Below are 26,073 nucleotides of genomic sequence, written 5' to 3' on the forward strand. Positions count from 1 at the left end.
TGGCAGCTCCGACGCCGTGCAACCGAACCACCGGGCAAACCGTTATGACGCGAAATCGAGGGGAGACAGCTTGTCCAAAATACTCAATCGGCGCCGGTCGGTCGTGTTAGCCGCCGCTGCACTTCTGCTGATGCCCGTCGTCGCCTTCGCCGCCGAGAAGACCGGCATGTCCTCGGAAGGCATTTTCGTCGCCGAACTCATCCTGCTCCTTGTCGTCGGTCGCGGCATCGGCGAGGTTCTGGAAATACTGGGCCAGCCGGCGGTGATGGGACAGCTGATCGGCGGCATCCTGCTTGGGCCTTCGCTGCTTGGCTGGGTCTGGCCGGCGGCCGAGCGGCTGGTCTTTGCCGGTGACGCCTCGCAAAAGTCGATGATTAACGCCATCGCCCAGCTGGGCGTGTTGATGCTGCTCCTGCTCACCGGCATGGAAACGGATCTGCGGCTCGTGCGCCGCGTCGGCCGCGCCTGTTTTTCCATTTCGGCCGCCGGCGTGGCGGTGCCCTTCGCGCTCGGCTTCGTCGCCGCCCAGTTCATGCCGGCCACGCTGCTTGCCGCAGGCAGCGAACGAATCGTCGCCGGGCTGTTCCTCGGCACCGCGCTCTCCATCTCCTCGGTCAAGATCGTCGCCATGGTGGTGCGCGAGATGAACTTCATGCGCCGCGACCTCGGCCAGATCATCGTCTCGTCGGCCATCATCGAGGACACGATCGGCTGGGTGATCATCGCCATCACCATCGGCATCGCCACCCAGGGGCGGATCCAGATCGGCAACCTGGCCTTCACGGTTGCCGGCGTCGCCCTCTTCATGGCGTTTTCCTTCACGCTCGGGCGCCGCATCGTCTTCGACGCCATCCGCTGGACCAACGACACTTTCCGCTCCGAATATGCGGTCGTCACCGTCATCCTCGCCATCATGGGCGCCATGGCCTTGATCACCGATCTGATCGGCGTGCACACCGTGCTCGGCGCCTTCGTCGCAGGCATCTTGGTCGGCGAGTCGCCAATCCTGTCGCGCCACATCGAAGGGCAGCTGCGTGGCATCATCACCGCCCTTTTCATGCCGGTGTTTTTCGGCGTCGCCGGACTATCCGCAGACCTCACTGTGCTTCTCGATCCTCAGCTTGCGCTGCTGACGGTGGCGCTGGTCATCATCGCCAGCATCGGCAAGTTCGGCGGCGCCTTCATCGGCGCCGAGTTCGCGGGCATGAGCCGCGCCGAGGGCGTCGCGGTGGGCTGCGGCATGAACGCGCGCGGTTCCACGGAGGTCATTGTCGCCTCGATCGGCCTGTCGATGGGCGTGCTGTCGCACAACCTCTTCACCATGATCGTCACCATGGCGGTCATCACCACCTTGGCCATGCCGCCGACATTGCGCTGGGCGCTGCGCCGCCTGCCGATGGGCGAGGGCGAGCAGAAAAGACTGGAGCGCGAGGAGATCGACCAGCGCGGATTCGTCGCCAATCTGGAGCGGCTGCTGGTTGTGGTCGACGAGGGCGTCGTCGGACGCTTCGCCGCCTATCTCGCCGGCGTCATCGGCGCCGGCAAGCCGATGACGGTGCTGCATTCGAGCGGCGAGACCGATGCCGAACCGACCGAAGGGTTGCATCTGGAGGAAATCGAGAAAGGCGCCGAAGACAGCCGTGAGGCGGCGAAGCAAGGCGACGAGACGCCGGTGCGCGAGGCCCCGGTCACCCGCCGCCAGCATGAGGAGCTCTCGGCCGAAGCTGTCACCAAGGAGGCGCGCAAGGGCTACGGCATGCTGCTCGTCGGCCTCGGCCGCGCCGTCACTTCCAAAGGGGCCTTCTCGCATCGGCTGAACGAGGTCGCCGGCGCCTTCGACGGGCCGCTCTGCCTGGTGTTGAAGCCGGCCACCGCCGGCCGCCAGATGCCTCGGCTCGGCCCGCGATCGGGCAAGATACTGGTGCCGGTCAACGGCACGGCCGTTGCCCGGCGCGGCGCCGAGTTGGCTTTGGCCGTCGCCGCCGTCACCGGCGCGCCCGTCAAGACGCTCTATGTCGCACGGGCCGGCCGCGACGAGCTTCGCGACACCGTCTCCCACCGCCGCAGGGAAGCCGTGCTGAAGGACATTGTCGCGCTTGCCGACCGCTACGGCGTCGAGATCGAGACGGCGATCCGCAGCAGAGCCGCCGCCGCCGACGCCATCGCCCGCCAGGCCGGCCGCAACGTGGCGTTGATCGTCATGGGCGTGGCTCGGCGCCAGGGCGAGGAACTGATCTTCGGCGAGACGACGACGGCCGTCCTGCAGCGCAGCCCATGCCCGGTGGTGCTGATCTCCGACGAGCGGGTGAAGCGCGACGAGAGCGACCGCGAGGCGGTACGCACGGGCACGGGGACCGGGTGAGAGGACTGGCTAATCTCCCCCACAAGGGGGGAGACCATCAGCAGTTCTCAAGCCATCTGCAGTTTCTGCCGGCTCGGCTGCGGCGGGAAGGCAATCGCGATGCCGGCGGCGCCCAGCCCGATCAGCGCCGAGCCGATGAACAGCCAGCGATAGCTGGCAGTGGCGTCGTAGATCATGCCGCCGGCGAGCGGCCCGAGCGACATGCCGAGGCTGGAGAGCATCGTGGCCGCGCCGAGGACGGTGCCGATGATGCGCAGGCCGAAATATTCGCGCGCCAGCACCGCGTAAAGCGGCATCACGCCGCCATAGGTGGCGCCGAAGATGACGGCCAGAAGGTAAAACTGCTCGATCTGGCCGACGGTGAGATAAGCTGCGATCACCAGGCCTTGGATAGCAAGCCCGGCGACCAGCACAGGCTTGACGCCCAGCCGGTCGCCGAGCACGCCGTAGAGCACGCGCCCGCCAAGGCCGGCCAGCCCCTCGACGCTATAGATCGTCACGGCCGCCATCGGCGCCACGCCGCAGGACATGGCATAGCTCACCATGTGGAAGATCGGGCCCGAATGCGCCGCGCAGCAGGCGAAGAAGGTGAGGCCCAGCACGATGAATTGCGGCGAGCGCAGCGCCTGGCCGACGCTCATGCCGGGATCGTCGGTGACGGGCGCCGGCGTGCCGTCGCTGGCTGCGACCGCCGCCGGTGGCTGGCGCACCAGCAAGACGGCGGGCAACAAGAGCACCCAGGCCATGACGCCGATGTCGAACATGGCGGTGCGCCAGTCATAGGCCGTGATCAGCCAGCGGGCGAAGGGCGAGATCGTCATCGGCGCGACGCCCATGCCGGCCGAGACCAGCGAGACGGCAAGGCTTCGGTTGGTGTCGAACCAGGCGGTGGTGAGCGCGATCATCGGCGCGAAGAAGGCGCTGGCCGCCAGCCCGACGATGACACCGTAGCTGAGCTGGAAGACCAGCAGCGAGGTCGCCCGGCTCGCCACGACCAGCGACAGTCCAAGCAGCACCGCGCCCGCAAGCACCACGGGCCTGGCGCCGACCCGGTCATAGATCGCGCCCCAGGCGAAGCCGCCCAGACCCATCACCAGGAAATTCAAGGTCATGGCGCTGGAAATGCCGGTGCGCGACCAGTTCGTGTCGAGCGACATCGGCTCCAGAAAGATCGCCAGCGAAAACATGGCGCCGAGCGCCACGCAGGTCATCAGCGCGCCGGCCGCGACGATGACCCAACGATAAGAATGGTTCATGGTTTTCTCCATGCCATAAGGCATCCTGTTTGATGCGGCACGGTTTTTCCAGTCCACCGGGCCGCTTGCGTCCGAAGGACGCCGGAGCGAAGGCCGATCCTACAATCTGGTTGCATTTTTTATCCGGATTTTTTTTGAGGGCCGATTTCGTTGTCCCAGCCGCTGTCCCGCGAGTGGCTGAAGTGTCAGCAGCCGGCAGTACCCGTCATTGACCGCACACCCGTCCCATCTAGATTTACCCTCTCAACCAGGAGCATCCCATGGAACTCTATCGCGGCCGGCTCATCGATCACCTTCACCTGGTGGTGCGCGACATCGAGGCCAGCCGGCGCTTCTACAGCAGCCTGTTCGAAGTGCTGGGCATCCCGATCGGCGGCGGCGCTGAGGACCATTTCTGGGCCGACGAGCTGTTCGTCTCGACCCCCGACAGCCGTTCCGCCCAAGGCGTGCTCACCGGCCGTCACCATCTCGCCTTCCAGGCGAAGGACCGCGCCATGGTCGACGCCTTCTACCAGGCCGGGCTCGCCGCCGGCGGCAAGGACAATGGCGCGCCGGGCGAGCGCCCCTACCACCCCGGCTACTATGCCTGCTTCCTGCTCGATCCCGACGGCAACAACATCGAGGCGGTGTTTCATGGCCAGGCGAAGCGAAGTGCCGCCGCGGTGGAGATCAGTTTTTAGCGAGCAGCGGGCCGTCGCTGTCCCAGCCTGCCAGCTCGAGACCCTCGCGTATTCTTTCGCGGTCCTCGGATCGCTCGATGCGCGTTTCCTCGATGATTTGCGCGATGGTGAGGCCGGGCTCGAGGGCGCGTCCTTCACGCACGCAGGCCAGCGCCTTCCCGGCATCACCGGCCAGGGCGTGGCACGTTGCCAGTCTCGCCCATTGCCAGGCGCTCTTGCGGGGCAGGCATGAGAAGGACGCAGCCGCTTCGCGGTAGCGCCCGAGGATCAGCAGCGCTTCGCCCCGATCGTAATAGTACCAGGTCGGATGCATCGGATTGAGCTGGATGGCCTTGTCGAGCAGGGCCAGCCCGGCCTCGCCGTCGCCACGCAGCGCCCGGAAGAAGCCGGTTTGGGCGAGCGTGTCCGCATCGTAAGGGTTGAGATCAAGCGCGCGGGCGAAGTGCTTCTCGACTGCGTCGTATTCGTCGCGCCCGCGATAGAGAAGCGTCAGCGCCAGCATGCGGTGGCAGCGCGCCTCGTCCGGGCTGAGCGCGATCGCATGCAGCGCACGGTCGCGCGCCTGGTCGAGCGCGGCGCGCGGCGCGTCGTTATAGCCGCCGATAATCACTTCGGCGAGGGCAAGATAGGCATGTGCCAGCCCTGATTGCGGATCAAGCTCGATCGCCTTGAGGAAATGCTCGCGCGCATCCTGGTTGACCCGTTCGCCGTAGCTGCGCAGCAGCTCCTTCCCCCGCAGGAAATGCAGATAGGCTTCGACATTGGCCGCGGCTGCGGGTAGGCCGCGCCGCATCACTGCGCTTTCGATATTGGTAACCAGGGCCGTCACGATGCGTTGCGCCACCATCGTCTGGAACGTGAAGATCTCGCCTTTGGCGAAGGTGAAGCTCTGGCCCCAGACGCGTCGCCCGGACGTCGTCTCGGTAAGCACCACGCGTGCGCTGTATTCCGCTTCGGAAGTCCCGACGCTGCCCTCGGCGAGGTAGTCGGCTCCGAAGCGCACGGCGGTCGCCCGGATGTCCTCGCGCGAATGCTCGGCCAAAGCGAAAGCGGAATGACGCGCCAGCACGGCGACAGTCTTGAAGTAGGAGAGCGCATTGGTGATCTCCTCGACCGCGCCGTCGAACAATGCCTTGGCAGTGCCGTCGACCGGATCGACCTGGAACGGCAAAATAGCCACCATCGGCTCCGCCCGGGCAGCAGGCATGGCGCCGACGGGCGCTGGTGCCGCCTCGATCTCCGGCTGGAACAGGTAGCCTCGCCGCGGTACCGTGCGGATCAGCGCCTGCGCCTCGTCGCCAATGGATTTGCGCGCGTCGCGGATCGATTGGGTGAGCGAGTCCTCGGTGACGATGACGCCCGGCCAGACTGCCTGCAACAGCTCGTCCTTGCTCAGCACCCGTCCGGGATTGCGCGTCAGGAAGGCGAGCAACTCGAGAGTTTTTGGCCGGACGGGCACAATCTCGCCGTCGCGCCGGAGCGTACCCCGGTCAAGATCCAGAACCGCGCCGCCGATCCGTAGCGCCAACCCGCCGCCTCATCGCCGCGCCTCATTGCGCGCCGTTCATGGGAACGGCAAATGCGGCTGAGGTCAAGCCGGAAACAGGTGCAAGCGTGAGACAATGCCGCGAAGGCGCAGCCGCGGCCGGGGGCGTCCGAAGGTCGGATCAGCCGATGTCTCGCTGGATGCCGCCTTTTCGAGATAGTTCAGCACCTCGTTGCTTTCGCCGAAGCACGGGCCGGCGAAACCGGTCGAGAGGAAACGAAGCAATTCCTCTCGCGCCAACTGGGCGGGAGGGAACGGCGCGTCAGCGTTGATGTTCATGACCAACCTCCAGTGCTCGTCGCAGTGATCGAAGCGCAAGCATTGCCGCGGCGAGCTTATTTGTCCTGAACGGCTGCTGATATTTTGCTGAATTCGATCGCCGCGGCCGCTTTACGATGGCGGACAAAGTCGGTTGTGACGCGTCGAAACACCCGATACTTTCGGCGTGCCGATGGTCTGGCGTCGGGCGATGCCATCGATGGCCTATCTGGCGGGCGGCTTAACGCGGAACTCTCGTCGTGTCCGCACCATCCGCGACGCGGCGACGCAGGCGTTGGTGCGCTTCTATTCCTTCACCGCGCCCGTCATCGATGAAACATAGTGCTCGACGAAAAAGGAATAGAGCACCACCACCGGCAGCGAGCCGATCAGCGCGCCGGCCATGAGCGCGCCCCATTCATAGACGTCGGAGCGAACGAGTTCGGTGAGCACTCCGACCGGCACCGTCTTCTTCTCCGAAGACTGGATGAAGGTCAGCGCATAGATGAACTCATTCCAGGACAAGGTGAAAGCGAAGATGCCGGCCGAGATCAGGCCGGGAACCGACAGCGGCAGCACGATCTTGGTGAGGATCTGCCAGCGGCTCGCGCCATCGATGAGCGCGCATTCCTCCAACTCGAAGGGGATCGAGCGGAAGTAGCCCATCAGAAGCCAGGTGCAGAACGGGATGAGGAAGGTCGGATAGGTGAGGATCAGCGCGAACGGCGTGTCGTAAAGACCGAGATTGAACACCATCACCGATAGCGGAATGAACAGGATAGAGGGCGGCACGAGATAGGCGAGGAAGACGGCAAGGCCAACCTGCCGCGCGCCCGAAAACCTCAGCCGCTCGATCGCGTAGGCGGCAAGCACGGCAGCCGCCAGCGACAGGAAAGTTGCGGCGGTCGAGATGATGATCGTGTTGAGCAACCAACCTGGATAGGAGGTCTCGAAGAGTAAATAACGGATGTGCTCCAGCGTCGGATGCACGACCCAGAGCGGATTGTAGTTCACATAGTCGGTCATCTCGAGATTGGGCTTAATCGCCGTGATCGTCATCCAGTAGAACGGAAACAGGAGCACGATCAGGAACACCAGCAGCGGCAGATAGACCGTCACCACACGCCGCGGAAGGCTTTGCAGGTATCCCATGCCGCCTTCGTCGGTCTCCAGGCGCTCGACTTCCTTGATCGCGGCCATGTCAGTCTCCGCCGCCTTGCTGCCATCTGCGCCGTTGCAGCCCGAAATAGCTGAACAGGATCGCGGCCAGCAGGAAAGGAATCATGGCAACCGCGATTGCCGCGCCTTCGCCCAGTTGGCCGCCCGCAATACCGCGCTGGAAGGACAATGTCGCCATCAGATGCGTGGCGTTCACCGGCCCGCCGCGGGTCAGCACGTAGATCAGCTGGAAATCGGTGAAGGTGAACAGAACCGAAAACGTCATCGTGATGGCTATGATCGGCGTCAGCAACGGCAGGGTCACGTAGCGGAACAGCTGCCAGCGGCTGGCGCCGTCGAGCGTAGCGGCCTCGTAGAGCGATTGCGGAATGGTCTGCAGACCGGCAAGCAGCGTGATGGCGACAAAGGGAATGCCGCGCCACACATTGGCCGCGATGACCGAGGCGCGCGCATTGGTCGGGTCACCGAGAAAATTGATGCGGTGGTCGATCAGGCCCATCTGCTGCAACGCCCAGGACAGGATCGAAAACTGCGAGTCGTAGATCCACCAGAAGGCGATGGCCGACAGCACCGTCGGTACGACCCAGGGCAGCAGCACGACGGCGCGGAAGAATGACTTAAAGGGCAGCTTCTCGTTGAGGATGAGAGCCAGCCAGAGGCCGAGCACGAATTTTAGGATCGAAGCGCTGACCGTGTAGAGCAGCGTGTTGAATACCGAGAGCCAGAAGACGCTGTCGCTCCACAGATATTCGTAGTTCTCGACGCCGATGAAGATGCCCGGCCGGCCGATGCGCGTGTCCGTGAAGCCGAGCCAGACACCGAGCCCGAGCGGATAGGTGAGAAAGACCAGGAGCAGCGCCGCCGCCGGCAGCATGAAGCCGAAGCCGAGAGCGTTCCTGCTCTCGGCGAGCCTCGAACGGATCGACGGGCGCGTCTGAACGGCAACGGACGGCACGGCCATGGCGCGGGCTCCTTGTTATGCGGGTGGAACTGTGGCTGACCGCGCTTGGCTCGAGTAAGCCGCAAAGCGCGGTCATCCTGCTTCAAACTGCGCCAGGATCAGACGCGGTAGTAGCGATTGGCGCGTTTTTCGGCCTCCTCCATCGCTTCCTGCGGCGTCGCCTGGCCCGTCACCGCCTTGGCGAACATGTCGACCAGCACGTAGTCAGCCATTGTCGCGGCGGATGCATAGCCGAGCGGCCCGGCGTAGCCGTTGGGGCGCAGCGTCGCCGAGGCTTTCGCGTAGGCTGCATTGTTGGGGTCGGCCTTCCAAACCGGGTTGTTGTCGAAGGCTTTCAGCGTTTGGCAGCAATAGCCCGCCGACGAAGTGATCCAGTCGGACATTTGCGGGTCCTCAAACATGAACTGCAGATAGGCTTTGGCGGCATTGGGGTAGGGCGTGTAATTGAAGATGACGGCCGTGGTCACCTGGAAAAGCTCGACCGATTTGCCGACCGGCCCGATCGGCATGTTGGTCGTGCGGATGTCCTTGGCGATCTCGGCCAGCTTCGGGTCCTTGTCCTTGTTGATCTTTGCTGTGTTGTAGGCTGAGATGCCGTTGGCGATCACGCTCACTTCCCCAGCCAGGAATGCGCGGTTGTTGTTGACGTCGAGCCAGCTTTCGGTGCCGGGGATGAAGGTCTTGTAGAGCTCCTGCGCATACTGGATCGCCTTGAGCGTCTCCGGACTGTTGATCGTTACCTTGCCGGCTTCGTCGACCATCTGGCCGCCGTGGCTCCACAGCAGCCAATGCGCGTAATTGTTGCCGTCGCCGACGCCGTGGCCATGGGTGAAGCCGGCGGGATGGCCTTTCGCCTTCAACGCCTTGCAAAGTTCCAGGAAACTGGCCGTGTCCTTTGGGAATTCGGAGAAGCCTGCCTCCTTGACCCAGCTTTCGCGGTAGACGATGGCGTTGCCGATGGTGGCCAGCGGCAAGCCGATGAACTTGCCCTCGCGCGTCGCATATTGTTTCGGGCCGTCGTACCAGCCGCCATACTTCTTGCCGAGATGATCACCGAGTTCCGTCACATCGAGCAGCTTGTCGGGATACTGGTGCGGGTCGTCGAACCAGACGAACATCAGGTCGGGGCCGGAGCCGACATTGGCGGCGACCGCCGCCTTGGGACGGATGTCTTCCCAGCTTTCCTTGTCGACGCGCACCTCCACGCCCGTCGCCTCGGTGAACCTCTTGGTATTCTTCAGCCACTGGTCCTCGTCGCCCTGCACGAAGGGCGACCAGCGCAGCAGCCTGAGCTTGGCGCCTTCCTCGGGCTTGTAGGTCACGCCTTCCTGGGCGAATGCGCTCGAGCCGACGAAGCGGCTGCCCAGGGCTCCGGCCGCCGCGGCTGCGGTCGTGCGGATTACATCGCGTCTGGTGAACTTCATACTCGTTTCCTCCTGTTGCTCTGCCGTTGCCTGGTTTTATCGCGCCGTCTCGATTCGCTTGCCGGTCTCGCCGTGGAACAAGTGGATCGGACCGGGGTCGACCGACAGCCGAATGGTTTCTCCCGGCGCGAAGGAATGGCGCTCGCGGAAATTGGCGACGATGTCCTCCCCGCCGGCCGTGCGGCCGATGATCTGCACTTCCGACCCGGTCGGCTCGATCACCGCCACCTTGACTGGAATGCCGTCGTCGGCCAGCCGCAGATGCTCGGGTCGTACTCCGAGCACCATGGCTTCGCCGTTGCCGATGGAGGGAGGCTTCCGCAAAGGCACGGAAATGCCTCCTGCACCCCTGAACGACGGTGGGCCATCATTGGCGAATGCGCCCTTGAGCAGGTTCATGGCGGGCGAGCCGATAAAGCTTGCCACGAACAGGTTGTTTGGCCGGTCGTAGAGCTCGAGCGGCGGTCCGATCTGCTCGACGAGGCCGTCATGCATGACCACGATCTTGTCCGCCATGGTCATAGCCTCGATCTGGTCGTGGGTGACATAGACCGTCGTGGTCTTCAGCCGCTGGTGCAGTTCCTTGATTTCGGCCCGCATCTGCACCCTCAGCTTGGCGTCGAGATTGCTGAGCGGCTCGTCGAACAGGAACACCTGCGGATTGCGCACGATTGCCCGGCCCATCGCGACGCGCTGGCGCTGGCCGCCCGAAAGCTGGCGGGGATAGCGCGACAGAAGCGGCACCAGCCCGAGGATTTCGGCCGCCCGCTTCACCCCGGCATCGCTTTCAGCCTTCGGGACACCCTTGAGCATGAGCGAGAACGCCATGTTCTCGGCAACCGTCATATGCGGATAGAGCGCGTAGTTCTGGAAGACCATGGCGACGTCGCGCTCCTTCGGCGCAACGTCGTTGACGATACGGCTGCCGATCGAGATATGGCCGCGCGAAATCTTTTCCAGGCCGGCGATCATCCTGAGAAGGGTCGATTTTCCGCAGCCTGAGGGCCCCACCAGCGTGACGAACTCGCCGTCGTCTATGTCGACGCTGACGCCATGCAGGATCTGGGTGGCCCCGAACGATTTGTAGACATCGCCAATCGCGACAGACGCCATCGAACTCCTCCCGATGGTCCCTGCGAATCTCGCGGGGAGCCGTTCCAATCAAGGTGTGGCTGAAACGGATGCCGGCAAGCACCCACCACTGGCGTCGGCGACGTTTGCCCCAGCTCCCCCCAGGTCACGCGACTGTGAAACGGTAGCGCTACCACATCCACCTGTAAAGCGGCGGCGCGCCTTGCTTACTACCATCGTCGAAGACAGTTTGAGCGAAGGCTGCGCTGAAGCGAAGTGGATCCAGCCAGTCGCCGGAGGGCGGCCGATTGATCTTCAAACGCCACCGATGGATATTAGGAATCGTTAATGTAATAGATTTCAGCGTGTCCGAGAAAAGCCGAATCCTGCTGATTTACGTCGCCAACGGGATTGGTCGTTATCCATCCAGGACGCGCGCATTACTTCCGCCATGGCGCAGGGAGCGGGGCTGTCGCTGCCGCTCTTGCCTTCGTTCTCAGCCTCCGCCCAGAAACGCCGCGATCAGCTTCAGCATGTTGCCGTCCTGCCCGAACTCGATCTTGTCGAAATCGCGGCTGCCCTGGCGCTGCGCCTTGGAGAGCTGGTCGAGATAGGCCGTCAGCTCGGCCCGGACCTTCTTGCAGCCGGGATCGTTCTGGGCTGTGAGGCCGGTGCTGAAGGCGACGATCTTGTCCACCATGTCGACGATGCCGGCGCCATGCACCTTCTCATGCGCGATCAGCCCGGCGGCGAAGGCGTCCCAGCGCGTTTGCAAGGCTGAGCCAAGTTTCCCCGCCGGCTTGGGCAGCGTATAGGTGATGATCAGCTTCGGCCGCGCCGCCCTCAGCACGCAGGCGCCGCCTTGCGGCTGGTAGTCGCGCTGCCAGGTCAGCTTGAAGAAAGTGTGCGCGATGACACGCCGTTCGTTGCCGGCCGAATCCTTGCCGATCACCGGGCCTTTCTTGCCGATCGAGAGATAGAGCTGCTCCGCGCTGTCGCCCGAGACGGCATAAGTCTCGATTTTCTCGATAGGTTTCCAATCGGCGAGCGCCGGCGTGGACGAAAGCAGGGCGGCGAGGAGGAGGGCGGGCTTCATGGGCGAGCCATAGCATTGGGCCTCGTTTGGTAGAAGCCGGCCCGCGGATTTTCGGAACCGGCTTCACCGGTCGATCGTTTTCCTGGGCAATCGACCCATGGGGAAGGACAAGATGACCCGCAACGAGATCATTTCCGTGCTTGGACCGGTCGACGAGGCCGTCATCGCCGATATCGCGCTCACCGGCGCCAGCCTCGAGGAACTGCGCGAGGCCTTCGCCTGGATCGGCGCCGACGAGGCGCTGGTCAATGAGGGCCACGCCATGCCCGGCGCCCGTGTGGCGAAACTGATCGAGATCCTCGAACCGCCCGAGGATGAGCCCGAGACGCCGGGCGCGATGGAGTAGGGCGGCTGCCTGTAGGTGCTTCTCCCTACTTGCCCCTCGAACCCCTCCTGTCATAGCTTTTGCCGCTTTGGCGGGAGGAAAGCCATTTGGATACCAATGTCGTCATCGTCGGCGCCGGTCCTGCCGGGCTCGCCGTTGCTGCCTGCCTCAAACAGGCGGGGCAGGACTTCATCATCCTTGAAAAGGCCGATGAGGTTGCGCCGTCCTGGCGCCGGCATTACCGGCGACTGCACCTGCACACGGTGAAATCCTTCTCGTCGCTGCCGTTCGTGCCGTTCCCGAAAAGCCACCCGCGTTACGTGCCGCGCGAGAAGGTGGTCGCCTATCTCGATGCCTATGCCGGGCGTTTCGGGCTCAAGCCGCGCTTCGGCGTCACCGTCAAATCGGTCCGCCGCGAAGGCGAACGCCTGCTGGTCCAGACCGATGCCGGGCTGTTCAATGCCCGCAAAATTGTTGTCGCCACTGGCAACAACGCCCAACCGGTCATGCCGAGCTTCCCCGAACTCGAAGCTTTCGGGGGCAAAGTGCTGCACAGCGCCGCCTACACAGAGGCAGCACCCTATGTCGGCAAAAACGTGCTGGTCGTCGGCATGGGCAATACGGGCGCGGAGATCGCGCTCGACCTGGCTGAAAGCGGCGCCAGGCCCACAATCTCGGTGCGCAAGGGTGTTCATATCGTGCCGCGCCAGCTGTTCGGCGTGCCGATCCAGATGGTGGGGATCGCCAGCCGGGCAATGCCGCAGGCGCTGAACGACTGGGTGTTGCCAAAGATCCTCGATCTGGCGCTGGGCCGGCTGGAGAGATACGGCATCGTGCGGCCGCGGCAGGGCATCATGCAGGGGATCGAAGCCGGCCGCATTCCGGTGATCGACGTCGGCACGGTGGCGGCGATCAAGGCCGGCCGGATCGGCATCGCACCGGATATCGCAAGCTTCACCGGGGACGGCGTGAAATTCGCCGACGGGGTGGAGAAGAAATTCGACGCGGCTATTTTCGCCACCGGCTTCCGCCCGGCCTATGACGGCTTCCTGCCGGCGCAGCTCAGGCCGGACAAGAGCGGCGTGAACGCCCGCGCGACGGAGCTCGGCGTCTATCTCGTCGGCTTCTACAACCCGGTCACCGGCCTGCTGCGCGAGATCGGCATCGAGGCGCAGGCGGTGGCAAAGGATATTGCGAGACGGTGAGGGTTCACGCGGCCACCATGATAGGCCGAGTTCCGTCACGGCGCAGACCTTTCTGCGTTGATCTGCGCCCCGCCTGAATCGGGTGGCGCCGTCATTCGCCGCATGGCAAGCCAATCCACCAACGAGGAATGCACTCCATGCTCACGCTCTACGATTATCTCCCGTCGCAAAATGCCTGGAAGGTTCGCGTCCTGCTCGGGCTGCTCGGCATCGCCTACGACACCCGTATCATCTCGATCTTCGAGGGCGAGAGCCACACTGAGACGTTCCTGAAGCTCAACCCGGCAGGCGCAGTTCCGGTGCTCGGGCTGGGCAATGGCGAGGCGATCGCCGAGTCGAACGCGATCCTCGCCTATCTCGCCGAGGGCACACCCTACCTTCCCTCGGACCGCTTTGCCCGCGCCAAGGTGATGCAATGGCTGTTCTTCGAGCAGTACCATATCGAGCCGGTCATCGGCTCGCTGCGCTACTGGACGCTGACCGGCCGGCTGGAGCGTAACCAGGCGATGGTTGCCGGCAAGCGCGAGGCGGGCGTGCGCGCGCTGGGCGCGCTGGAGCGCAGCTTGGCCGACACCCAATTCCTGGTCGGCAACGCGCTCACCATCGCCGACATCGCCGTCTACGCCTACAGCCACCGCGCCGAGGACTGCGGTTTCTCGCTCGCCGACTATCCCGCGGTCGATGCTTGGATGGGACGCGTCAGCGAGACGATCGGCCCGGATTATCCGGTGCATCCCTACAGCATCGATCCGCATTCGCGCGCCTGAGCCGCCGGAACACAGCGGCGGACAGGGCGTTTTCCAAAGGCAGCGTGTCGTGCGTCGCCCAATCGGCGCCCGCCTGTTTCGCGTTGCGTTCCAACCAGAGCCATGGAGGTCCGCAATGGTTCGCACCATCCTCGCCGCAATCCTCGCCACCGGCATCATGAGCCTGCCGGTCATGGCAGCCGAGCAATACTGGGTCGCCAGGGACGCCGTGTCGAAGCAATGCGAGATCGTGCCGAAGAAGCCCGACGGCACGCTTGTCGTCGATCTCGGCAAGAAGAAATACGCCAGCGAGGGTGAGGCGAGGAAAGCGATGGAGGCGATGTCGGACTGCAAGAAAAAGTAGGGCCGTTGCCCAATCCTCCCGAGGGAGATTAGCCAGCTTCTACCGGTCCACCAGAGACATCGTCCGCTCGTTGTAGCGCGGCCCTGACACCTTGTCGGGCGTCAGCGCCATGTCGAGCCCCAGCATCTCGGTGGCGTCGAGCGCAATGTCGGCCGCCGCGACATTCTCTTCCAGATAGGCCCGGCGCTTGGTGCCGGGAATCGGCACGATGTCGATGCCGAAATCCGGGCCTTTGGCGAGCAGCCAGGCGATCGCGATCTGGCCGGGTTTGACGCCCTTTGCCGCGGCGATGTCGCGCACCGTGGCGGCCGCCGCGACATTCAGGTCGAAATTCTCGCCTTGGTAGCGTGGATCGCCGCGGCGGAAATCGCCTTCGGGATACTCCTCCGCGCGCCTGACGTCGCCGGCGAGGAAGCCACGGCCGAGCGGCGCGAACGGCACCAGGCCGATGCCGAGCTCCTTCAGCGCCGGGATGATCTCGGGCTCGAGGTTGCGCTCCCAAAGCGAATATTCGCTCTGCAGCGCAGAGACCGGATGCGCGGCATGCGCGCGGCGGATGTTGGCAATGCCCGCCTCCGACAGGCCGAAGAACCGCACCTTGCCCTGCGCCACCAGTTCGCCGACCGCGCCCGCGACATCCTCCATCGGCACTGCGGGGTCGACGCGGTGCTGGTAAAGGAGGTCGATGCGGTCCGTGGCGAGCCGCGAGAGCGAAGCGTCGACCACCTCGCGTATATGCTCGGGCCGGCTGTCGAGCCCGGCCTGCTTGCCGTCGGCGATGCGGAAGCCGAACTTCGTCGCGATCGTCACCTGATCGCGCCGACCTTTCAGCGCGCGTCCAAGCAGCTCCTCATTGGCGAAGGGGCCGTAGACCTCGGCCGTGTCGAGAAAAGTGCAGCCGAGTTCGATCGCCCGGTGGATCGTCGCGATCGACTCCGCCTCGTCGGCCGGGCCGTAGGCCTGGCTCATCCCCATGCAGCCGAGGCCGATGGCAGAGACTTCGAGTCCCTGGCTGCCGAGTTTCTGTTTGCCGAGGCTCATGCGTCTTGCTCCGAAGGAAAATCAGCGCTCGCGAATATAGGGGCCTAAGGCGGGACGTCCAGCCGGCACATGCGCTTGATCCGGATCAAAGCTGGGCCGGGCACAGACTCGTATCGTCCATGCGTCTTGGGAAGGACACAAGGCGGGCGGGTGGTTCCGGCTGGCTGCACTCCCTCGGAGCTCTGACGGAACCACCTGGACCGTCTCGAATCTGGCGGAGCGCCGCCTGGCTGTGACGCGATCGGCATTGCCGCCGAGGGCCGCCAAAAAAAGCCGATAGTTGTTGTCCCAAGCGTGGCAGCTGCGTCGCAAGCACCACCGCATAGGCAGGCAATGCCCGCCAGGTCAGCAAGGGGTGCTTTCATCAACTTCATAACCTCTAAGCCATCGGCAGCATGCGGCGCATGATCAGCGAGGCGTGACCGCCGACGCCGTGGGCCGCTTCCCGGCGTTCGACCACTTCGAAGCCGTGCTTGCGGTAGAAGGCGATCGCGCGGTCGTTGCCTTCTATCACCTCCAGCGCGATGCTGGGGATGCCGGCATGCGCGGCAAGCACCGCATGCAGAAGGTCGACCGCAAGGCCGCTGCCGAAGGCCTGCGGCTCGATGTGGAGCCGCTGCAGCATCACATCGCCTTTTCCGTCCATTGCCGCCATCGCATAGCCGGCAATCGAGCCATCGGCGCGCTCGGCGACGAAGGACATCTTGTCCTCGTCATCGAGCTCAGCCGCGAGCCTTTCCGGCGCGTGCCTTTCATCGGAGATCCTGGCCACGGTCTCGTCGCCCATGATCGGCGCATAGGTCCGCCGCCACGATTGGCCGAGCAGCCGCGACACATGGGCCAGGTCGTTTCTCGTCATCGCCCGGATGCGGGTCATGGTCGCCATCCTTGTTGGAGTCTGAAGATAGGGCGAAGCGATGGGTACAGCCAATCTCCCCCCTTGCGGGGAAGATGCCCGGCAGGGCAGAGGGGGGCTGTCCCGCCAGCTTGTCCGCGCTTGGAATCTCCGCTTTACGCCGCGCTCGGCGCCGGCAATTCTTCGCGACGGCTTATCTTGCGGCCCAGAATCACAAGCTGGCGCGCGGTGTTGTTGTGCAGGCGGCCCAGCCGCCATTCGAGCCCTGTTTCCATGGCGATGCGCCTGGCGTAGATGCTGGAACGCATGCTGGCTTTGCCGGTCGCGACCTTTACCGGGTCCTCGTAGGATAATCCGCTTTGTGAGAGTCGCCATTCGATAGCCCGCCGCCGAACCGATAAAGGTGGCAGCGGGCCATTGGAGCGACGGGAGTGCTGTCCCGCCGAGCAGGAGACACTGCTCGCCACGATCTAAACCGGCTTTGCCAGGGACCGCGACTTACGGATTGGTAAGATCGCTCACGATCATGTTCCCAAGCCGGCCGGTGCCTTGCTGGTTTGCTCGAAAGCAGTTCCCTCTGGGCCAGGTCCGGCGTCACCCGATTTTCCCGCCTCGCGGAATCGACGGGCAAAGATCATCAAGCGCCGCGCGGTGTTGTTGCGCAAGCGGCGCAGCCGCCATTCAAGCCCCGTCTCGGTGGTTATCCGCTTTGCATAGATGCTGGCGCGCATGGCCCTGGCGTCGGCGGCGATCTTGGCAGGATCGTCGTAGAAGGCGCAGATCTTGTCGGCCGCCATGCCGGGCGTCTCGAGCCAGGCGGGGATATGCGTCGAACTGAGGCAATAGACATCGGTCAGTACCCGGTGGATGCCGTCGCCTTGCGCCGGGCAGGTCGTGGCGAACGCATCGCCGATGAAGACGACACCGTCGCGCCGATGCCCCTGCGTCGTTGTCAGGCCGACCTGCCTCACCTCGACCTCGCTGGCGACGGCGAAGTTGCCGCATCGAGCCGCGATCTCCGGCATCAACTCCAGGAGCATCCTTTGCGGATCCTCGCGGAACGACCGCACCCACGGATCGGCGACGGTCCGGTAGACGAACATGTTCGCGCGCATCCGCTCGCCGATCCGGAAGATGGTAAGAAAGGCAATGCGATCGGCGATCCGCCTTCCGTAGAAGGTGAGGGACGACAAGCCGAATTCCTGCGGCGTCACCGCGAGATCGAACCCCAACGTCAGCGAATGCGCCTTCGATTCCTCGACGCGCTCGACGCCGATCGCGCGCCGCACCGCCTCGCCATAGCCGGTGGCCACGACCAGTAGCCGGGCATCGATCACGGAGCCGTCGGTGAGCACCAGCCGCTGCCGGTCCGGTCCCGTCGAGACCTCCGCGACCTTGCCGATCGTCAGCGGCACTTGCGGAGGCAGCGCCGCGCGCAGGCCGTTGACCAGCGGCGTGTAGGAAAAGGCGTACTCCCAGCTTTGCTTGCGCTCGAACAGCTGGCCGAAGCGGAAGACATGGACGTCTGTCATCGGGGTGACGAGAGACCTGAAAACCGGGCCGAGGCCGAGTTTCTCGAACAGTCCCATCTGCTCCGCCCGGGTTTTCTCGGCCCGGAATTCGTCATGATGGATACGATGCGGATCGACCAGCGCGATCTTGCGGCCCGCCTTGGCGAGCGACAGCGCCAGCACGGTTCCGGCGAGCCCCGCGCCGACGATCGCCACTTCGACTTCGGTCCGGTCGGCCGGCACGGCGGGCGCTTTGCGGTCCTCTATGATGCTCATTTGTGGTCTCCACGGCCCGCAGGCATGACGTCGCGCCGTTGGATCTGCTTCCAGCGCGGCGCCATTGCCGAACCATCTATGAATTCCAGCCCGCCCGCCTCGTTGAGCGTGTGCAGCTTGCGGCCGGCCCAGCCGGCACAGGGGTTGAGGATCGTTTCGACGACCTGTCCAAAGCCGCTCTCGTCAAGCTGAGTGACGCTCGCTATGCCGAGCGCGGCGCCATAGCTCCTGCGGCAGTCCTGCACCGGGCGAAGGAGTTGGCCGCCGCGGCTGACCATGCGGCCCGCCGGCCGCGCCGAGGCGATGTCGATCATAACGGGGTTCTTCGGGTGCGGCGTCCACGGCCCGCGGAAATCCGGCGCCGACCACAGATGCAGTTGGTCCGAGAAGGCGCCGCCGCCGTCGCGCACCGTGGCGAACATCCACCAGCGCCCGCCATGCTCGACAAGCGTGGCGTCGCTGGCGATGATGTCCGACAGGAGCGTCGCTTCCTTGACCCAGCCGCCCGGGAAGGCGGTGGCGCGGTAGAGGTCGACGGTCCGGTTGGCCGAGCTTTCCGGCACCATCCACATCTCGCCGTCGCGCTCGAACACGAAGGGGTAGGAGAGGTGGTAGGGCAGCTCCAGAACCGGTTTCGGAGTGCCGACTGGGCCGGACGGGCCAAACGCCACTGCCGACAGGATCGCCTTCCCGGTGCGGTGGATGTAGTCCTCGACGAACAGCGTCACCTGGCCGCGGTGAAGCACCGGGAACGGGTCGGCGTAGAAGCGGCTGCCGTCGTCCGGCAAATCGCGCCAGCCGGATTGCGGATGAGCGCGCTGCTCGTAGAGATCCTTGCCGCCGGTCTCGCGCCAGCCGACCCGCCAATGCGGGGCGTTGTAGCACAGATGGTAGATCTGCTGGACGATGCGGCGTGCCGTCGCCTTGGCCGCACGCACACCGAGCTTCGTGGCCGACGGCATGGCTGACGGCGCCGTCTCGGATGGCGGTTCGGGCAGCACCGGAAGCGATGAGCGGGCGGCGCCGTTGACCGCCGCGACGATCAGGCTGGCGCTGCGCGCCAGCATGTCCTGGAAGGAAGCCAGCGCGATGCCGTGATATTCGGTGCCGAGCCGGCCCTCGGCGACTGTCGCGCCGTTCTGTTCCAGGCGGGCCAGCGGCGTGCGGCCGGCAAGGATCAGCGCCAGGAGGGCCTGCTCGCCGCAGACACCGTCATAGGCGAGCCGCCAGACCCGTCTGCCCTGCGGCTCGACGTCGCCGATGAGATCGATAGTGAGGTCGGCCGGCGCGGACGCTCTCGCATGGCCGGCCAGTGCCGAAAGCGGCACACGCCTGGCCGTCCCATTGGCGGGCAGGCGATGGATCAGCGTCTCAAGCTGGAACAGCGCTTCGGCTTCGCGCGGCACGCCGCCCGCCGCCGGACGGCCATCGACCGCAAGCTCCACGCCGGGCAGCAGCGACAACCGCTCGGCCAGCGCCACATGAAAAGCGCGCACGCAATCGCCGTCGAGGCGCAGGGTCAGGCGCATCGCCAGCCCTGGGCACATCCGGTGCCGCCGACCCGGCTGGCCAGATCAAATTCCCGCCGCATGCGCACGATGTCTCCAATTTAGGCTGCACTTAGATTCTACTGCGTTGGTGCAAACTTCGTGCCAGAGCGGCCTCAATTTATGAACATAATTAACAGTGTTTTAATCGTTGCCGGGAATAGCTAGACCAACGCCGCATTTCTCGTTTGCCGGCCGATGGAGCGTTCTCGGAGCGACCTTTGCAATCACCCCTGCTCATGGTGCCTCAGCAGAACGCTCCGGAGGCGATCGCGCCGGCGCCGGCCTATCACGCGCCTGCGCCCGCGCCCGCCACCGTCGAGCTTGGCGATCTCGGCCGCATCCTGTTGCGCCGCCGCAAGCTGATCTTCGCCACCGTCGCGTTGCTCACTATCACGACGCTGATCTACGCCTTCCTGACACCGGCGCTCTATTCCTCGACGGCGCAGATCATCATCGATCCGCAAGACCTCCAGGTCGTCACCAACGATGTCAATCCCAGTCGCATCTCGCCCGATGGCGGCATCACTCAGGTCGAAAGCCAGGTGAGTGTGGCGCAATCGAACGGCGTCCTGCTGCGCGCCATCAAGGCGACCAACCTGACCGAGAACCCGGACTTCAACGGGCAGGGCGGGCTCGGCGGCTGGCTGGGCATGTTCTTCGGCGCCAGCGACGGCGATAGGACGGCTGAAACGCTCGACGCGCTGCGCCGCCGCCTGGCGGTGAAGCGAGACGACAAGGTGCTGGTGCTCAACATCATCATCACGGCCAAGAGCGCCGACCTAGCGGCCGAACTCGCCAACGCCATCGCGCAGGCCTATCTCGACGACCAGGCCGAAGCGCGTTCGAAGGCCGCCGCCGACGCCTCCGATGCAATCAGCGCCCGGCTCGAAGCCCAGCGCAAGCGCGTCGAGCAGGCTGCCAACGCCGTCGAGACCTACAAGGCCGAGCACAACATGGTGATGGCGGGCGGCAATCTGGTGAGCGACCAGGAACTGACCGATCTCAACACGCAACTGACCGCCGCCCAGACCCGCACGGCGCAGCTCAAGGCGCAGGTCGACCAGCTGCGCCGGCAGGGCGGCGCGCCTGACGCGACATCGGAGGCGATGCGCTCGCCGGTCATTGCGAGCCTCAGGGCGCAGGAGGCGACGCTGGTCGACCAGATATCGCAGTTCGGCACCGAGCTCGGGCCGCGCCATCCTTCGATGATCTCCGCGCAGCAGCAGCTCAGCGATCTGCGCAAGCTGATTTCGCGTGAGCTCGGCCGCCTCGTCACCGCCGCCGAGACCGATTACGAGCGCGCGTCGGCCAACCAGAAGACCCTGGAGGCCAAGGTGGCGTCCCTGAAAGGCAAGTCGCTCGACACCGACCAGGCCTCGGTGAGGCTGCGCGAGCTGCAGCGCGATCTCGATGCCGTGCGCACCGTCTACGCCAATTACCTGCAGCGCGCCCAGGAAACGCGCGAGCAGACCAACGTCAACAGCACCAATGCCCGCATCATCTCTGAGGCGATGCCGGCGCTGAAGAAGAGCTGGCCGCCGAAGGGGCTGCTTATCTTCGGCGCCATCTTCGGCGGGCTGGCGCTGGGCATCGGCATGGCGCTGATCGCCGAATATCTGTCGCCGACCGTGCTGTCCGCCAATCAGATGCAGTCGGCCATCGACGCGCCGGTGCTGGGCGTGCTGCCGGGCAGGGGGCGCCGCCGCTCCGGCGCTGCCGCCCAGAAGACCGACGCCGTGGCCGGGCTCGCGCTGCAGCGCATCGCCGCCGCCACCAGGCGCCCGCCGGACTGGCCGCTGGTACCATCCATCCTGGTGGCATCGCCGCCCGAGGATAAGGCTGAGCGGTCGAGGGTGGCATGGCAGCTCGCCAACGCGGCGGCGGCCAGGGGGCGCCGCGTGCTGTTCATCGACATAAATGCCGGCAAGGGCCAGAAGGACCCGCAGCCCGGCGTGCTCGACGTGCTGCGCGGCGAATATCCGCTCGACGCGGTCAGCCGTTATGCGCCCGGCAGTTCCGTGGCGCTGGTCAGCCGGGGGCGGCCGACCGCGGTGTTCCAGGAAGCGCAGGCGCTCTATTTCGCCCATCGCATGTTGGCCGAGGCCAATCACAGCTTCGAGCTCGTCGTCATCGACGGCGGCGCGCTTGCCGACGACCTCAACGTCCTGCCGCTGGTCGCCATGGCCGACGAGATCCTGCTCGTCGCCCGGCTGAATGCGACGCCGATGCGCGACGTCGCCGCGACCTCGGAAGCGGTATCCGTCATGGGGCGGCTGCCGACCGGCGCCATGCTGGTCGACGAGGCGGCCTGACATGGCCTCGATCCTGGCTGGTACCGCCCGGCCTGTTTCGGCTTCGGGCTATGGCATGGCGGGCCCGCGCACTGTCCCAGTCGACACGCTGACCCGTCTTGGCCTGACTATCGCGGTGCTGCTTCTGTTTTCCGTCTCCGGCGGCATGCTGTGGCTCGCCGGCTATAATTACGACGGCTTGCAAGGCAGTCCGCTGAGCAAGATCCACCCTTCCACCTATCTCTTCGTGCTCGTCTTCGTCTGGCGCTCCTGCATCTTCGGCAATCCGGTCGGCTATGTGATCCATGTCACGAACAGGCGGCCGGCCACGATGCTGATGGCGGTGATCTCGACCGTGCTTCTCTTCGTCGTCATCCTCAGGCAGCGCCCCGGCATGGCCGGCATGATCGACACTTTCGTCGCCCCGGCGCTGATCGTGCTGCTGCTGAGCGAGGATGACGAGAAAACCTTTGCCTGGCTGCAGGCGGTCATCCATGTCGTCATGACGGCGAACGCGCTGCTGGCGCTGTTCGAGTTCGGCACCAAACATCTGGTGTTCCCCTACAGGTTCGACGGCGCGGTGTTCGTCAACGATCTGCGCTCCACCGCGCTGCAGGGGCACCCGCTCTCCAATGCCACGGTCACCTCGATCTATGTGCTGTCGCTGCTATCCGGCTCGCGTTCCCTGTCGACGCCGCTCAGGCTGGCGCTTGTCGGCCTGCAGTTCTGCGCACTGGTCGCCTTCGGCGGCCGCTCGGGCATGGTGCTGACGATCCTGCTCGGCGGCGTTTATTTGCTGATCCAGGGCCTGGCGCAGCTCAGCACCGGACGTGTCAATCTCTTGGGCGCCGCGCTGGTGATCATGCTCGCCGCGCTGTTGCCGCTGGCCATCGCGCTTGCCGGCTATTATGGCTTCTTCGACGCGCTGCTCGAACGTTTCGTTTCCGACAGCGGCAGCGCCAACGCCCGCGTCGAGATGTTCGATCTCTTCAGGCATCTGGAATTGCGCGACCTGATCGTCGGGCCCGATGTCGACCTGCTCGACAGCATGCGCCGCATCACCGGCCTTGAGCAAGGCATCGAGAACCCGATCCTGCGCCTGACGCTCTACCAGGGGGCGTTCTTCACGCTTCTGATCTTCTTCGGCTTCGCGCTGTTCATGCACGAGGTCGCGCGCCGCTGCCATTCGGGCATCTGGCTGCCGATGCTGGGTTGGCTCATCCTGCTCAACACCTCCGAAAGCATCGCCTCCAAGACGACGCTGATGACCAAATTCGTGGTCATCGCGCTGGCGCTTTATCGGCCGGCGAGGCCTGTTGCGCGTCAAAGGACGCAGGCGTAGGAACGCGGCGAGTCTCGCTACGCATTCGCCGCCAGATGGAAACCAAACCCTTAGCGCGGTTTGGTGATTCAGCAAGTCAAGCGCGCGGCATCCTCAGCCCGAGCGCCTCGACCATCGCGGGATCGAGAGCGCGCGTGGTGTCGTCCATCATGCCCATGCCGTCGAACAGGTCCCAGAATGCCCAGGGAAAGCCGAATGCCTCGGCGCTCTGCCGGACATCGCCGATGTAGCGGGCGCGGTCCGGGTTGGGCGCGGCTGTGTATCGTGCATCGGTTCGCAGCGCGCCGAACTCGCCCATGATGATGCGCTCGCGCGCGACGCCATGGGTCTGCGCCCAGTCGCTCACCTGCTTGAGGTAGCGGTCGATGAAGCGGCGGTCGGGCTGCGCATCGAAATAGACCTTTAGCACCTTCTCTGTCTCGGCATAGGCGGCCTTCTTGGCTTCGTCGGACCTCTCGGAATCCTGCGCCATCCTTGTCCTAACAGAGGCCAGCGTTCTTTCCAGCGTCCCGGCGGAGGCTGGCCACGGCACATTGTTCAGCGCCCGGTAGACCGGCTCGCGCATCCACGGCGCGCCTTGATGGCTGAACAGGTAGGGCTCGTAGAAGTGGAAGGTGAACAGGATCGGCTCGAAGGCCGCCAGCGGCGCCGGATCGAGCGCGGCGAGGCCCCGCACCATCGAGCCGCAGCCGCCGGTGGCGAGCAGCGGCAGGTTGCGCGCCGAGACCCGAGCCGCGCTCAGCAGAGCCGCCTGCACCTTGGGCCACAGCCCGGAGGAGCAGTCCTGCGGCGGCTCGTTGACCGGCTCCAGCGCTATCCTGCCGGGCGCCATATCGTCCAGCATGCCGGCCACTTCGCCGACAAAGACCTGGTAGCGCGCGAATTCCGGCGCGCCGGTGCTCGAATACATGCGGTCGGGATTCCAGTAATGCGTGGCGCCGTTGGCTTGTATATTGACGATGACGCCGAGATCGGCGCTGAGCGCTGCCTCGACCGCCGCGCTCAGCATTGCCATGAGGTCGGCGCGCTGGCCCGCGTCGGCGGCCAGGAACGGCCCCGGATCGACAGGCAGGCGGATGAAGTCGAGCCCGCTGGCGCGCAGGCGGGCAAGGTCGGCCGGCGTCGGCACCGGCCGCTGCGACTGGAAAGGCGGCCAGTCATAGTCGGTGCGGGGTGCAGGAAATTCGCGCGTCAGTGCAAACCAGGGCCAGGTATTGACGCCGCGCCTGAAAGGCCATGCCCCGGCGGCACGCGCTGGAGATGACAGTGGCGGAAGCGCGCTCGCCAGCGGCGCTATTGCCGCGACCAGCGCCGCGCCGAGGAGCCGGCGGCGCGACCAGCCGGTCATGCGTGCTTGGCGCGGTCGGCTTTCGCCGGCGCGGCGGTGGTGACGCCGAGTTGCCGCAGCGCTTCCTTCTCGTAGGCAATGAGCACGTCTTCCCAGCGGAAAGCCTCGCGGGCCCGCGTTCGCGCCGCCTTGCTGCAGCGCGCCACCAGCGCGTCGTCGGCCAGCGCCTCGTCGATCCGCTGGCTCAGGCTGTCGGCATCGCTGAAGTAAATCGCCGCCTCGCCGGCGACCCAGCGATTGTAGCGGTTATCATGCGCGATCACCATGTTGCCGGCGGCAAGCGCCTCGACCAGCGAGGGGTTGGTGCCGCCCACGGTGTGGCCGTGCATATAGGAGCGCGCGTGGTAGCGCAGCGCCTTCACTGTCGCCTGATCGTAGATCGCGCCGGGCATGATCACCGTGCTGCCTGCCGCCGCGCGCACGGCGCGGTGGTAGGGAATGTCGTCGTTGAGCGTGCCGAGCACCACCAGCTTCATGTCGCCGCGATCGCGGCTGCGGAAGGCTTCGATGATCGGCAGGATGTTGTTGTCGGGTTCGACCCGCGCGATCGAGATCAGGTATTTACCGGGTTCGAGCCCGAGCGCGCGAACGGGTTCTTCCGGCGCTGAGGTCACCGGGTCCGCGCCATAGGCGATCGTGGCGATGGCGCCACGCGGCCGCCTTGTTGCGAGATGGTCGGCAATTGCCGGGTGGTCGGCGATGAGCCGATGCGAGACCCAGGCGCCGATCCATTCGTTGAGCCAGAACCAACTGCGCGCCGCCGGGCCCCATTTCGGCCGCCGCCACTCGATGCCGTCCATATTGGTGAAGATCTTGCGCCGCATGAGCCTGAGCCAGGTCAGGAACACCGCGCCATTGTAGCCGAGCACCAGGCACACGCCCGGCCGCCTGGCGGCATCGAGCACGCATTGCCAATCGAATTCCAGTGTCGCGCGGGGACCCTTGGAGGCGACCTCGATGGTGATGAGCTCGATGCCGCGCCAGGTCTCGCTCGTCACCCTTTGCCCGACGCGCTCGACCTCCTTCTGGCAGTAGACGCCGACCTTCCAGCCGCGTCCGGCCAGGAAAAGCGCCAGGCGCTCAGCGAAAGTCTCGAAGCCGCCGTGAGAAGCCGGAATGCCGCGCGTCCCCAGGATCAGGATCGAAGGCTTTTCGATCAGGGTGGAAGGTCGTTCCGGTTTCAAAATAAAGAAATCCCCAGGGTCCGGTCATAGTTGTTGTTACGGCAATGACACGCCCAGCAACTTCCGTGCCAGGGTACCCCCCAGGGCGAATATTCACATGAAGGTGTAAAATTTCTCTTCAAGCTACATGGCTTGCTTCATCATCGGTCAACTTTCGCGACGTATCTGTATCGATATGGGGCACGGCTGGGGTTCGTGGGT

The 26,073-nt window shown here is 65.1% G+C and carries 23 protein-coding genes; 8 read left to right on the plus strand and 15 right to left on the minus strand.

Annotation, left to right across the window (positions count from 1 at the left end; genetic code table 11):
* Positions 1-130: 130 nt before the first annotated feature.
* Positions 131-2,362: a cation:proton antiporter gene (locus LB525_RS26115; RefSeq protein ID WP_224549005.1), complete on the plus strand. Its 2,232-nt coding sequence runs from the start codon at positions 131-133 to the stop codon at positions 2,360-2,362.
* A 47-nt stretch (positions 2,363-2,409) separates the two neighbouring features.
* Here the strand turns inward: LB525_RS26115 and LB525_RS26120 are convergent, their stop codons facing one another.
* A complete protein-coding gene (locus tag LB525_RS26120) occupies positions 2,410-3,618 on the minus strand; it encodes an MFS transporter (RefSeq protein ID WP_224548930.1) in 1,209 nt (402 codons plus the stop codon).
* Between the two features lie 260 nt (positions 3,619-3,878).
* On the opposite strand from LB525_RS26120, the gene LB525_RS26125 reads away from it, so the two are divergent.
* Positions 3,879-4,298 (plus strand): VOC family protein, encoded by a 420-nt coding sequence (locus tag LB525_RS26125; RefSeq protein ID WP_224548932.1) that lies wholly within the window; start codon positions 3,879-3,881, stop codon positions 4,296-4,298.
* Here LB525_RS26125 and LB525_RS26130 read toward each other — a convergent pair.
* The 7 genes from LB525_RS26130 to LB525_RS26160 form a co-directional block, all read right to left on the minus strand.
* Entirely contained in the window at positions 4,288-5,826 is a 1,539-nt protein-coding gene (locus tag LB525_RS26130; protein WP_224548934.1) for a winged helix-turn-helix domain-containing tetratricopeptide repeat protein, read from the minus strand. The two genes, LB525_RS26125 and LB525_RS26130, sit on opposite strands and share 11 nt — an antisense overlap.
* Before the next feature lie 63 nt (positions 5,827-5,889).
* Complete coding sequence (locus tag LB525_RS26135; RefSeq protein ID WP_224548946.1) at positions 5,890-6,123, minus strand: hypothetical protein; 234 nt, start codon at positions 6,121-6,123, stop codon at positions 5,890-5,892.
* Positions 6,124-6,408: 285 nt separating this feature from the next.
* Entirely contained in the window at positions 6,409-7,302 is an 894-nt protein-coding gene (locus LB525_RS26140; protein WP_224529496.1) for a carbohydrate ABC transporter permease, read from the minus strand.
* Position 7,303: 1 nt separating this feature from the next.
* A complete protein-coding gene (locus LB525_RS26145) occupies positions 7,304-8,155 on the minus strand; it encodes a carbohydrate ABC transporter permease (protein ID WP_411909051.1) in 852 nt (283 codons plus the stop codon).
* 185 nt (positions 8,156-8,340) lie between these two features.
* Entirely contained in the window at positions 8,341-9,666 is a 1,326-nt protein-coding gene (locus LB525_RS26150; protein ID WP_095768332.1) for an ABC transporter substrate-binding protein, read from the minus strand.
* A 36-nt stretch (positions 9,667-9,702) separates the two neighbouring features.
* Complete coding sequence (locus tag LB525_RS26155) at positions 9,703-10,779, minus strand: ABC transporter ATP-binding protein (protein WP_224548948.1); 1,077 nt, start codon at positions 10,777-10,779, stop codon at positions 9,703-9,705.
* A gap of 454 nt (positions 10,780-11,233) precedes the next feature.
* Positions 11,234-11,833 (minus strand): DUF922 domain-containing Zn-dependent protease, encoded by a 600-nt coding sequence (locus LB525_RS26160; RefSeq protein ID WP_224548950.1) that lies wholly within the window; start codon positions 11,831-11,833, stop codon positions 11,234-11,236.
* Positions 11,834-11,945: 112 nt separating this feature from the next.
* Between LB525_RS26160 and LB525_RS26165 the strand changes: the two genes are divergently transcribed.
* From LB525_RS26165 to LB525_RS26180, 4 genes are all read left to right on the plus strand, one after another.
* Entirely contained in the window at positions 11,946-12,179 is a 234-nt protein-coding gene (locus LB525_RS26165; protein ID WP_040980613.1) for a hypothetical protein, read from the plus strand.
* An 86-nt stretch (positions 12,180-12,265) separates the two neighbouring features.
* Positions 12,266-13,363 (plus strand): flavin-containing monooxygenase, encoded by a 1,098-nt coding sequence (locus tag LB525_RS26170; protein ID WP_224548952.1) that lies wholly within the window; start codon positions 12,266-12,268, stop codon positions 13,361-13,363.
* 137 nt (positions 13,364-13,500) lie between these two features.
* Positions 13,501-14,130, plus strand: coding sequence for a glutathione S-transferase family protein (locus LB525_RS26175; protein ID WP_224548963.1), 630 nt, complete (start codon positions 13,501-13,503; stop codon positions 14,128-14,130).
* Between the two features lie 115 nt (positions 14,131-14,245).
* Positions 14,246-14,473 carry a hypothetical protein gene (locus tag LB525_RS26180; protein WP_140631530.1) on the plus strand — a complete coding sequence of 76 codons (228 nt, stop codon included), beginning with the start codon at positions 14,246-14,248 and terminating at the stop codon, positions 14,471-14,473.
* 39 nt (positions 14,474-14,512) lie between these two features.
* Here the strand turns inward: LB525_RS26180 and LB525_RS26185 are convergent, their stop codons facing one another.
* The 5 genes from LB525_RS26185 to LB525_RS26205 all read right to left on the minus strand — a co-directional run bounded on the left by LB525_RS26185 (position 14,513) and on the right by LB525_RS26205 (position 19,686).
* Entirely contained in the window at positions 14,513-15,514 is a 1,002-nt protein-coding gene (locus tag LB525_RS26185; RefSeq protein ID WP_224548965.1) for an aldo/keto reductase, read from the minus strand.
* 379 nt (positions 15,515-15,893) lie between these two features.
* Positions 15,894-16,391, minus strand: a complete 498-nt coding sequence (locus LB525_RS26190) for a GNAT family N-acetyltransferase (protein WP_224548967.1) — start codon at positions 16,389-16,391, stop codon at positions 15,894-15,896.
* A gap of 134 nt (positions 16,392-16,525) precedes the next feature.
* Entirely contained in the window at positions 16,526-16,678 is a 153-nt protein-coding gene (locus tag LB525_RS26195) for a hypothetical protein (protein ID WP_224548969.1), read from the minus strand.
* Positions 16,679-16,894: 216 nt separating this feature from the next.
* Positions 16,895-18,157, minus strand: a complete 1,263-nt coding sequence (locus LB525_RS26200; RefSeq protein ID WP_224548971.1) for an FAD-dependent oxidoreductase — start codon at positions 18,155-18,157, stop codon at positions 16,895-16,897.
* Entirely contained in the window at positions 18,154-19,686 is a 1,533-nt protein-coding gene (locus tag LB525_RS26205; protein WP_224548973.1) for a formyl transferase, read from the minus strand. The genes LB525_RS26200 and LB525_RS26205 overlap by 4 nt, the downstream gene beginning before the upstream one ends.
* 239 nt (positions 19,687-19,925) lie before the next feature.
* Here LB525_RS26205 and LB525_RS26210 point away from each other — a divergent pair, with 239 nt between their 5' ends.
* Together LB525_RS26210 and LB525_RS26215 are read left to right on the plus strand one after the other, a co-directional pair.
* Positions 19,926-22,019, plus strand: coding sequence for a GumC family protein (locus LB525_RS26210; RefSeq protein WP_224548975.1), 2,094 nt, complete (start codon positions 19,926-19,928; stop codon positions 22,017-22,019).
* 1 nt (position 22,020) lies between these two features.
* Positions 22,021-23,340 (plus strand): VpsF family polysaccharide biosynthesis protein, encoded by a 1,320-nt coding sequence (locus tag LB525_RS26215; RefSeq protein WP_411971051.1) that lies wholly within the window; start codon positions 22,021-22,023, stop codon positions 23,338-23,340.
* A gap of 76 nt (positions 23,341-23,416) precedes the next feature.
* On the opposite strand, the gene LB525_RS26220 is transcribed toward LB525_RS26215, so the two are convergent.
* Both LB525_RS26220 and LB525_RS26225 read right to left on the minus strand, forming a co-directional pair.
* A complete protein-coding gene (locus LB525_RS26220) occupies positions 23,417-24,688 on the minus strand; it encodes a glycoside hydrolase family 5 protein (protein ID WP_224548977.1) in 1,272 nt (423 codons plus the stop codon).
* On the minus strand, positions 24,685-25,872 hold the full coding sequence (locus LB525_RS26225; RefSeq protein ID WP_224548979.1) for a DUF1972 domain-containing protein: 1,188 nt from the start codon (positions 25,870-25,872) through the stop codon (positions 24,685-24,687). Before LB525_RS26225 ends, LB525_RS26220 begins: the two co-directional genes overlap by 4 nt.
* Between the last annotated feature and the right edge of the window lie 201 nt (positions 25,873-26,073).

Origin of the sequence: Mesorhizobium sp. CA16 (genome assembly GCF_020165175.1) — a bacterium.
Taxonomy (GTDB): Bacteria; Pseudomonadota; Alphaproteobacteria; order Rhizobiales; family Rhizobiaceae; genus Mesorhizobium.

Coding starts and splice junctions, on each gene's coding strand:
- LB525_RS26190 (WP_224548967.1), bottom strand. CDS start 16,391: ATGACCCGCATCCGGGCGATGACGAGAAACGACCTGGCCCATGTGTCG.
- LB525_RS26175 (WP_224548963.1), top strand. CDS start 13,501: ATGCTCACGCTCTACGATTATCTCCCGTCGCAAAATGCCTGGAAGGTT.
- LB525_RS26185 (WP_224548965.1), bottom strand. CDS start 15,514: ATGAGCCTCGGCAAACAGAAACTCGGCAGCCAGGGACTCGAAGTCTCT.
- LB525_RS26215 (WP_411971051.1), top strand. CDS start 22,021: ATGGCCTCGATCCTGGCTGGTACCGCCCGGCCTGTTTCGGCTTCGGGC.
- LB525_RS26220 (WP_224548977.1), bottom strand. CDS start 24,688: ATGACCGGCTGGTCGCGCCGCCGGCTCCTCGGCGCGGCGCTGGTCGCG.
- LB525_RS26125 (WP_224548932.1), top strand. CDS start 3,879: ATGGAACTCTATCGCGGCCGGCTCATCGATCACCTTCACCTGGTGGTG.
- LB525_RS26200 (WP_224548971.1), bottom strand. CDS start 18,157: ATGAGCATCATAGAGGACCGCAAAGCGCCCGCCGTGCCGGCCGACCGG.
- LB525_RS26165 (WP_040980613.1), top strand. CDS start 11,946: ATGACCCGCAACGAGATCATTTCCGTGCTTGGACCGGTCGACGAGGCC.
- LB525_RS26145 (WP_411909051.1), bottom strand. CDS start 8,155: ATGCTGCCGGCGGCGGCGCTGCTCCTGGTCTTTCTCACCTATCCGCTC.
- LB525_RS26135 (WP_224548946.1), bottom strand. CDS start 6,123: ATGAACATCAACGCTGACGCGCCGTTCCCTCCCGCCCAGTTGGCGCGA.
- LB525_RS26140 (WP_224529496.1), bottom strand. CDS start 7,302: ATGGCCGCGATCAAGGAAGTCGAGCGCCTGGAGACCGACGAAGGCGGC.
- LB525_RS26195 (WP_224548969.1), bottom strand. CDS start 16,678: ATGCGTTCCAGCATCTACGCCAGGCGCATCGCCATGGAAACAGGGCTC.
- LB525_RS26115 (WP_224549005.1), top strand. CDS start 131: ATGCCCGTCGTCGCCTTCGCCGCCGAGAAGACCGGCATGTCCTCGGAA.
- LB525_RS26160 (WP_224548950.1), bottom strand. CDS start 11,833: ATGAAGCCCGCCCTCCTCCTCGCCGCCCTGCTTTCGTCCACGCCGGCG.
- LB525_RS26150 (WP_095768332.1), bottom strand. CDS start 9,666: ATGAAGTTCACCAGACGCGATGTAATCCGCACGACCGCAGCCGCGGCG.
- LB525_RS26120 (WP_224548930.1), bottom strand. CDS start 3,618: ATGAACCATTCTTATCGTTGGGTCATCGTCGCGGCCGGCGCGCTGATG.
- LB525_RS26155 (WP_224548948.1), bottom strand. CDS start 10,779: ATGGCGTCTGTCGCGATTGGCGATGTCTACAAATCGTTCGGGGCCACC.
- LB525_RS26205 (WP_224548973.1), bottom strand. CDS start 19,686: ATGCGCCTGACCCTGCGCCTCGACGGCGATTGCGTGCGCGCTTTTCAT.
- LB525_RS26180 (WP_140631530.1), top strand. CDS start 14,246: ATGGTTCGCACCATCCTCGCCGCAATCCTCGCCACCGGCATCATGAGC.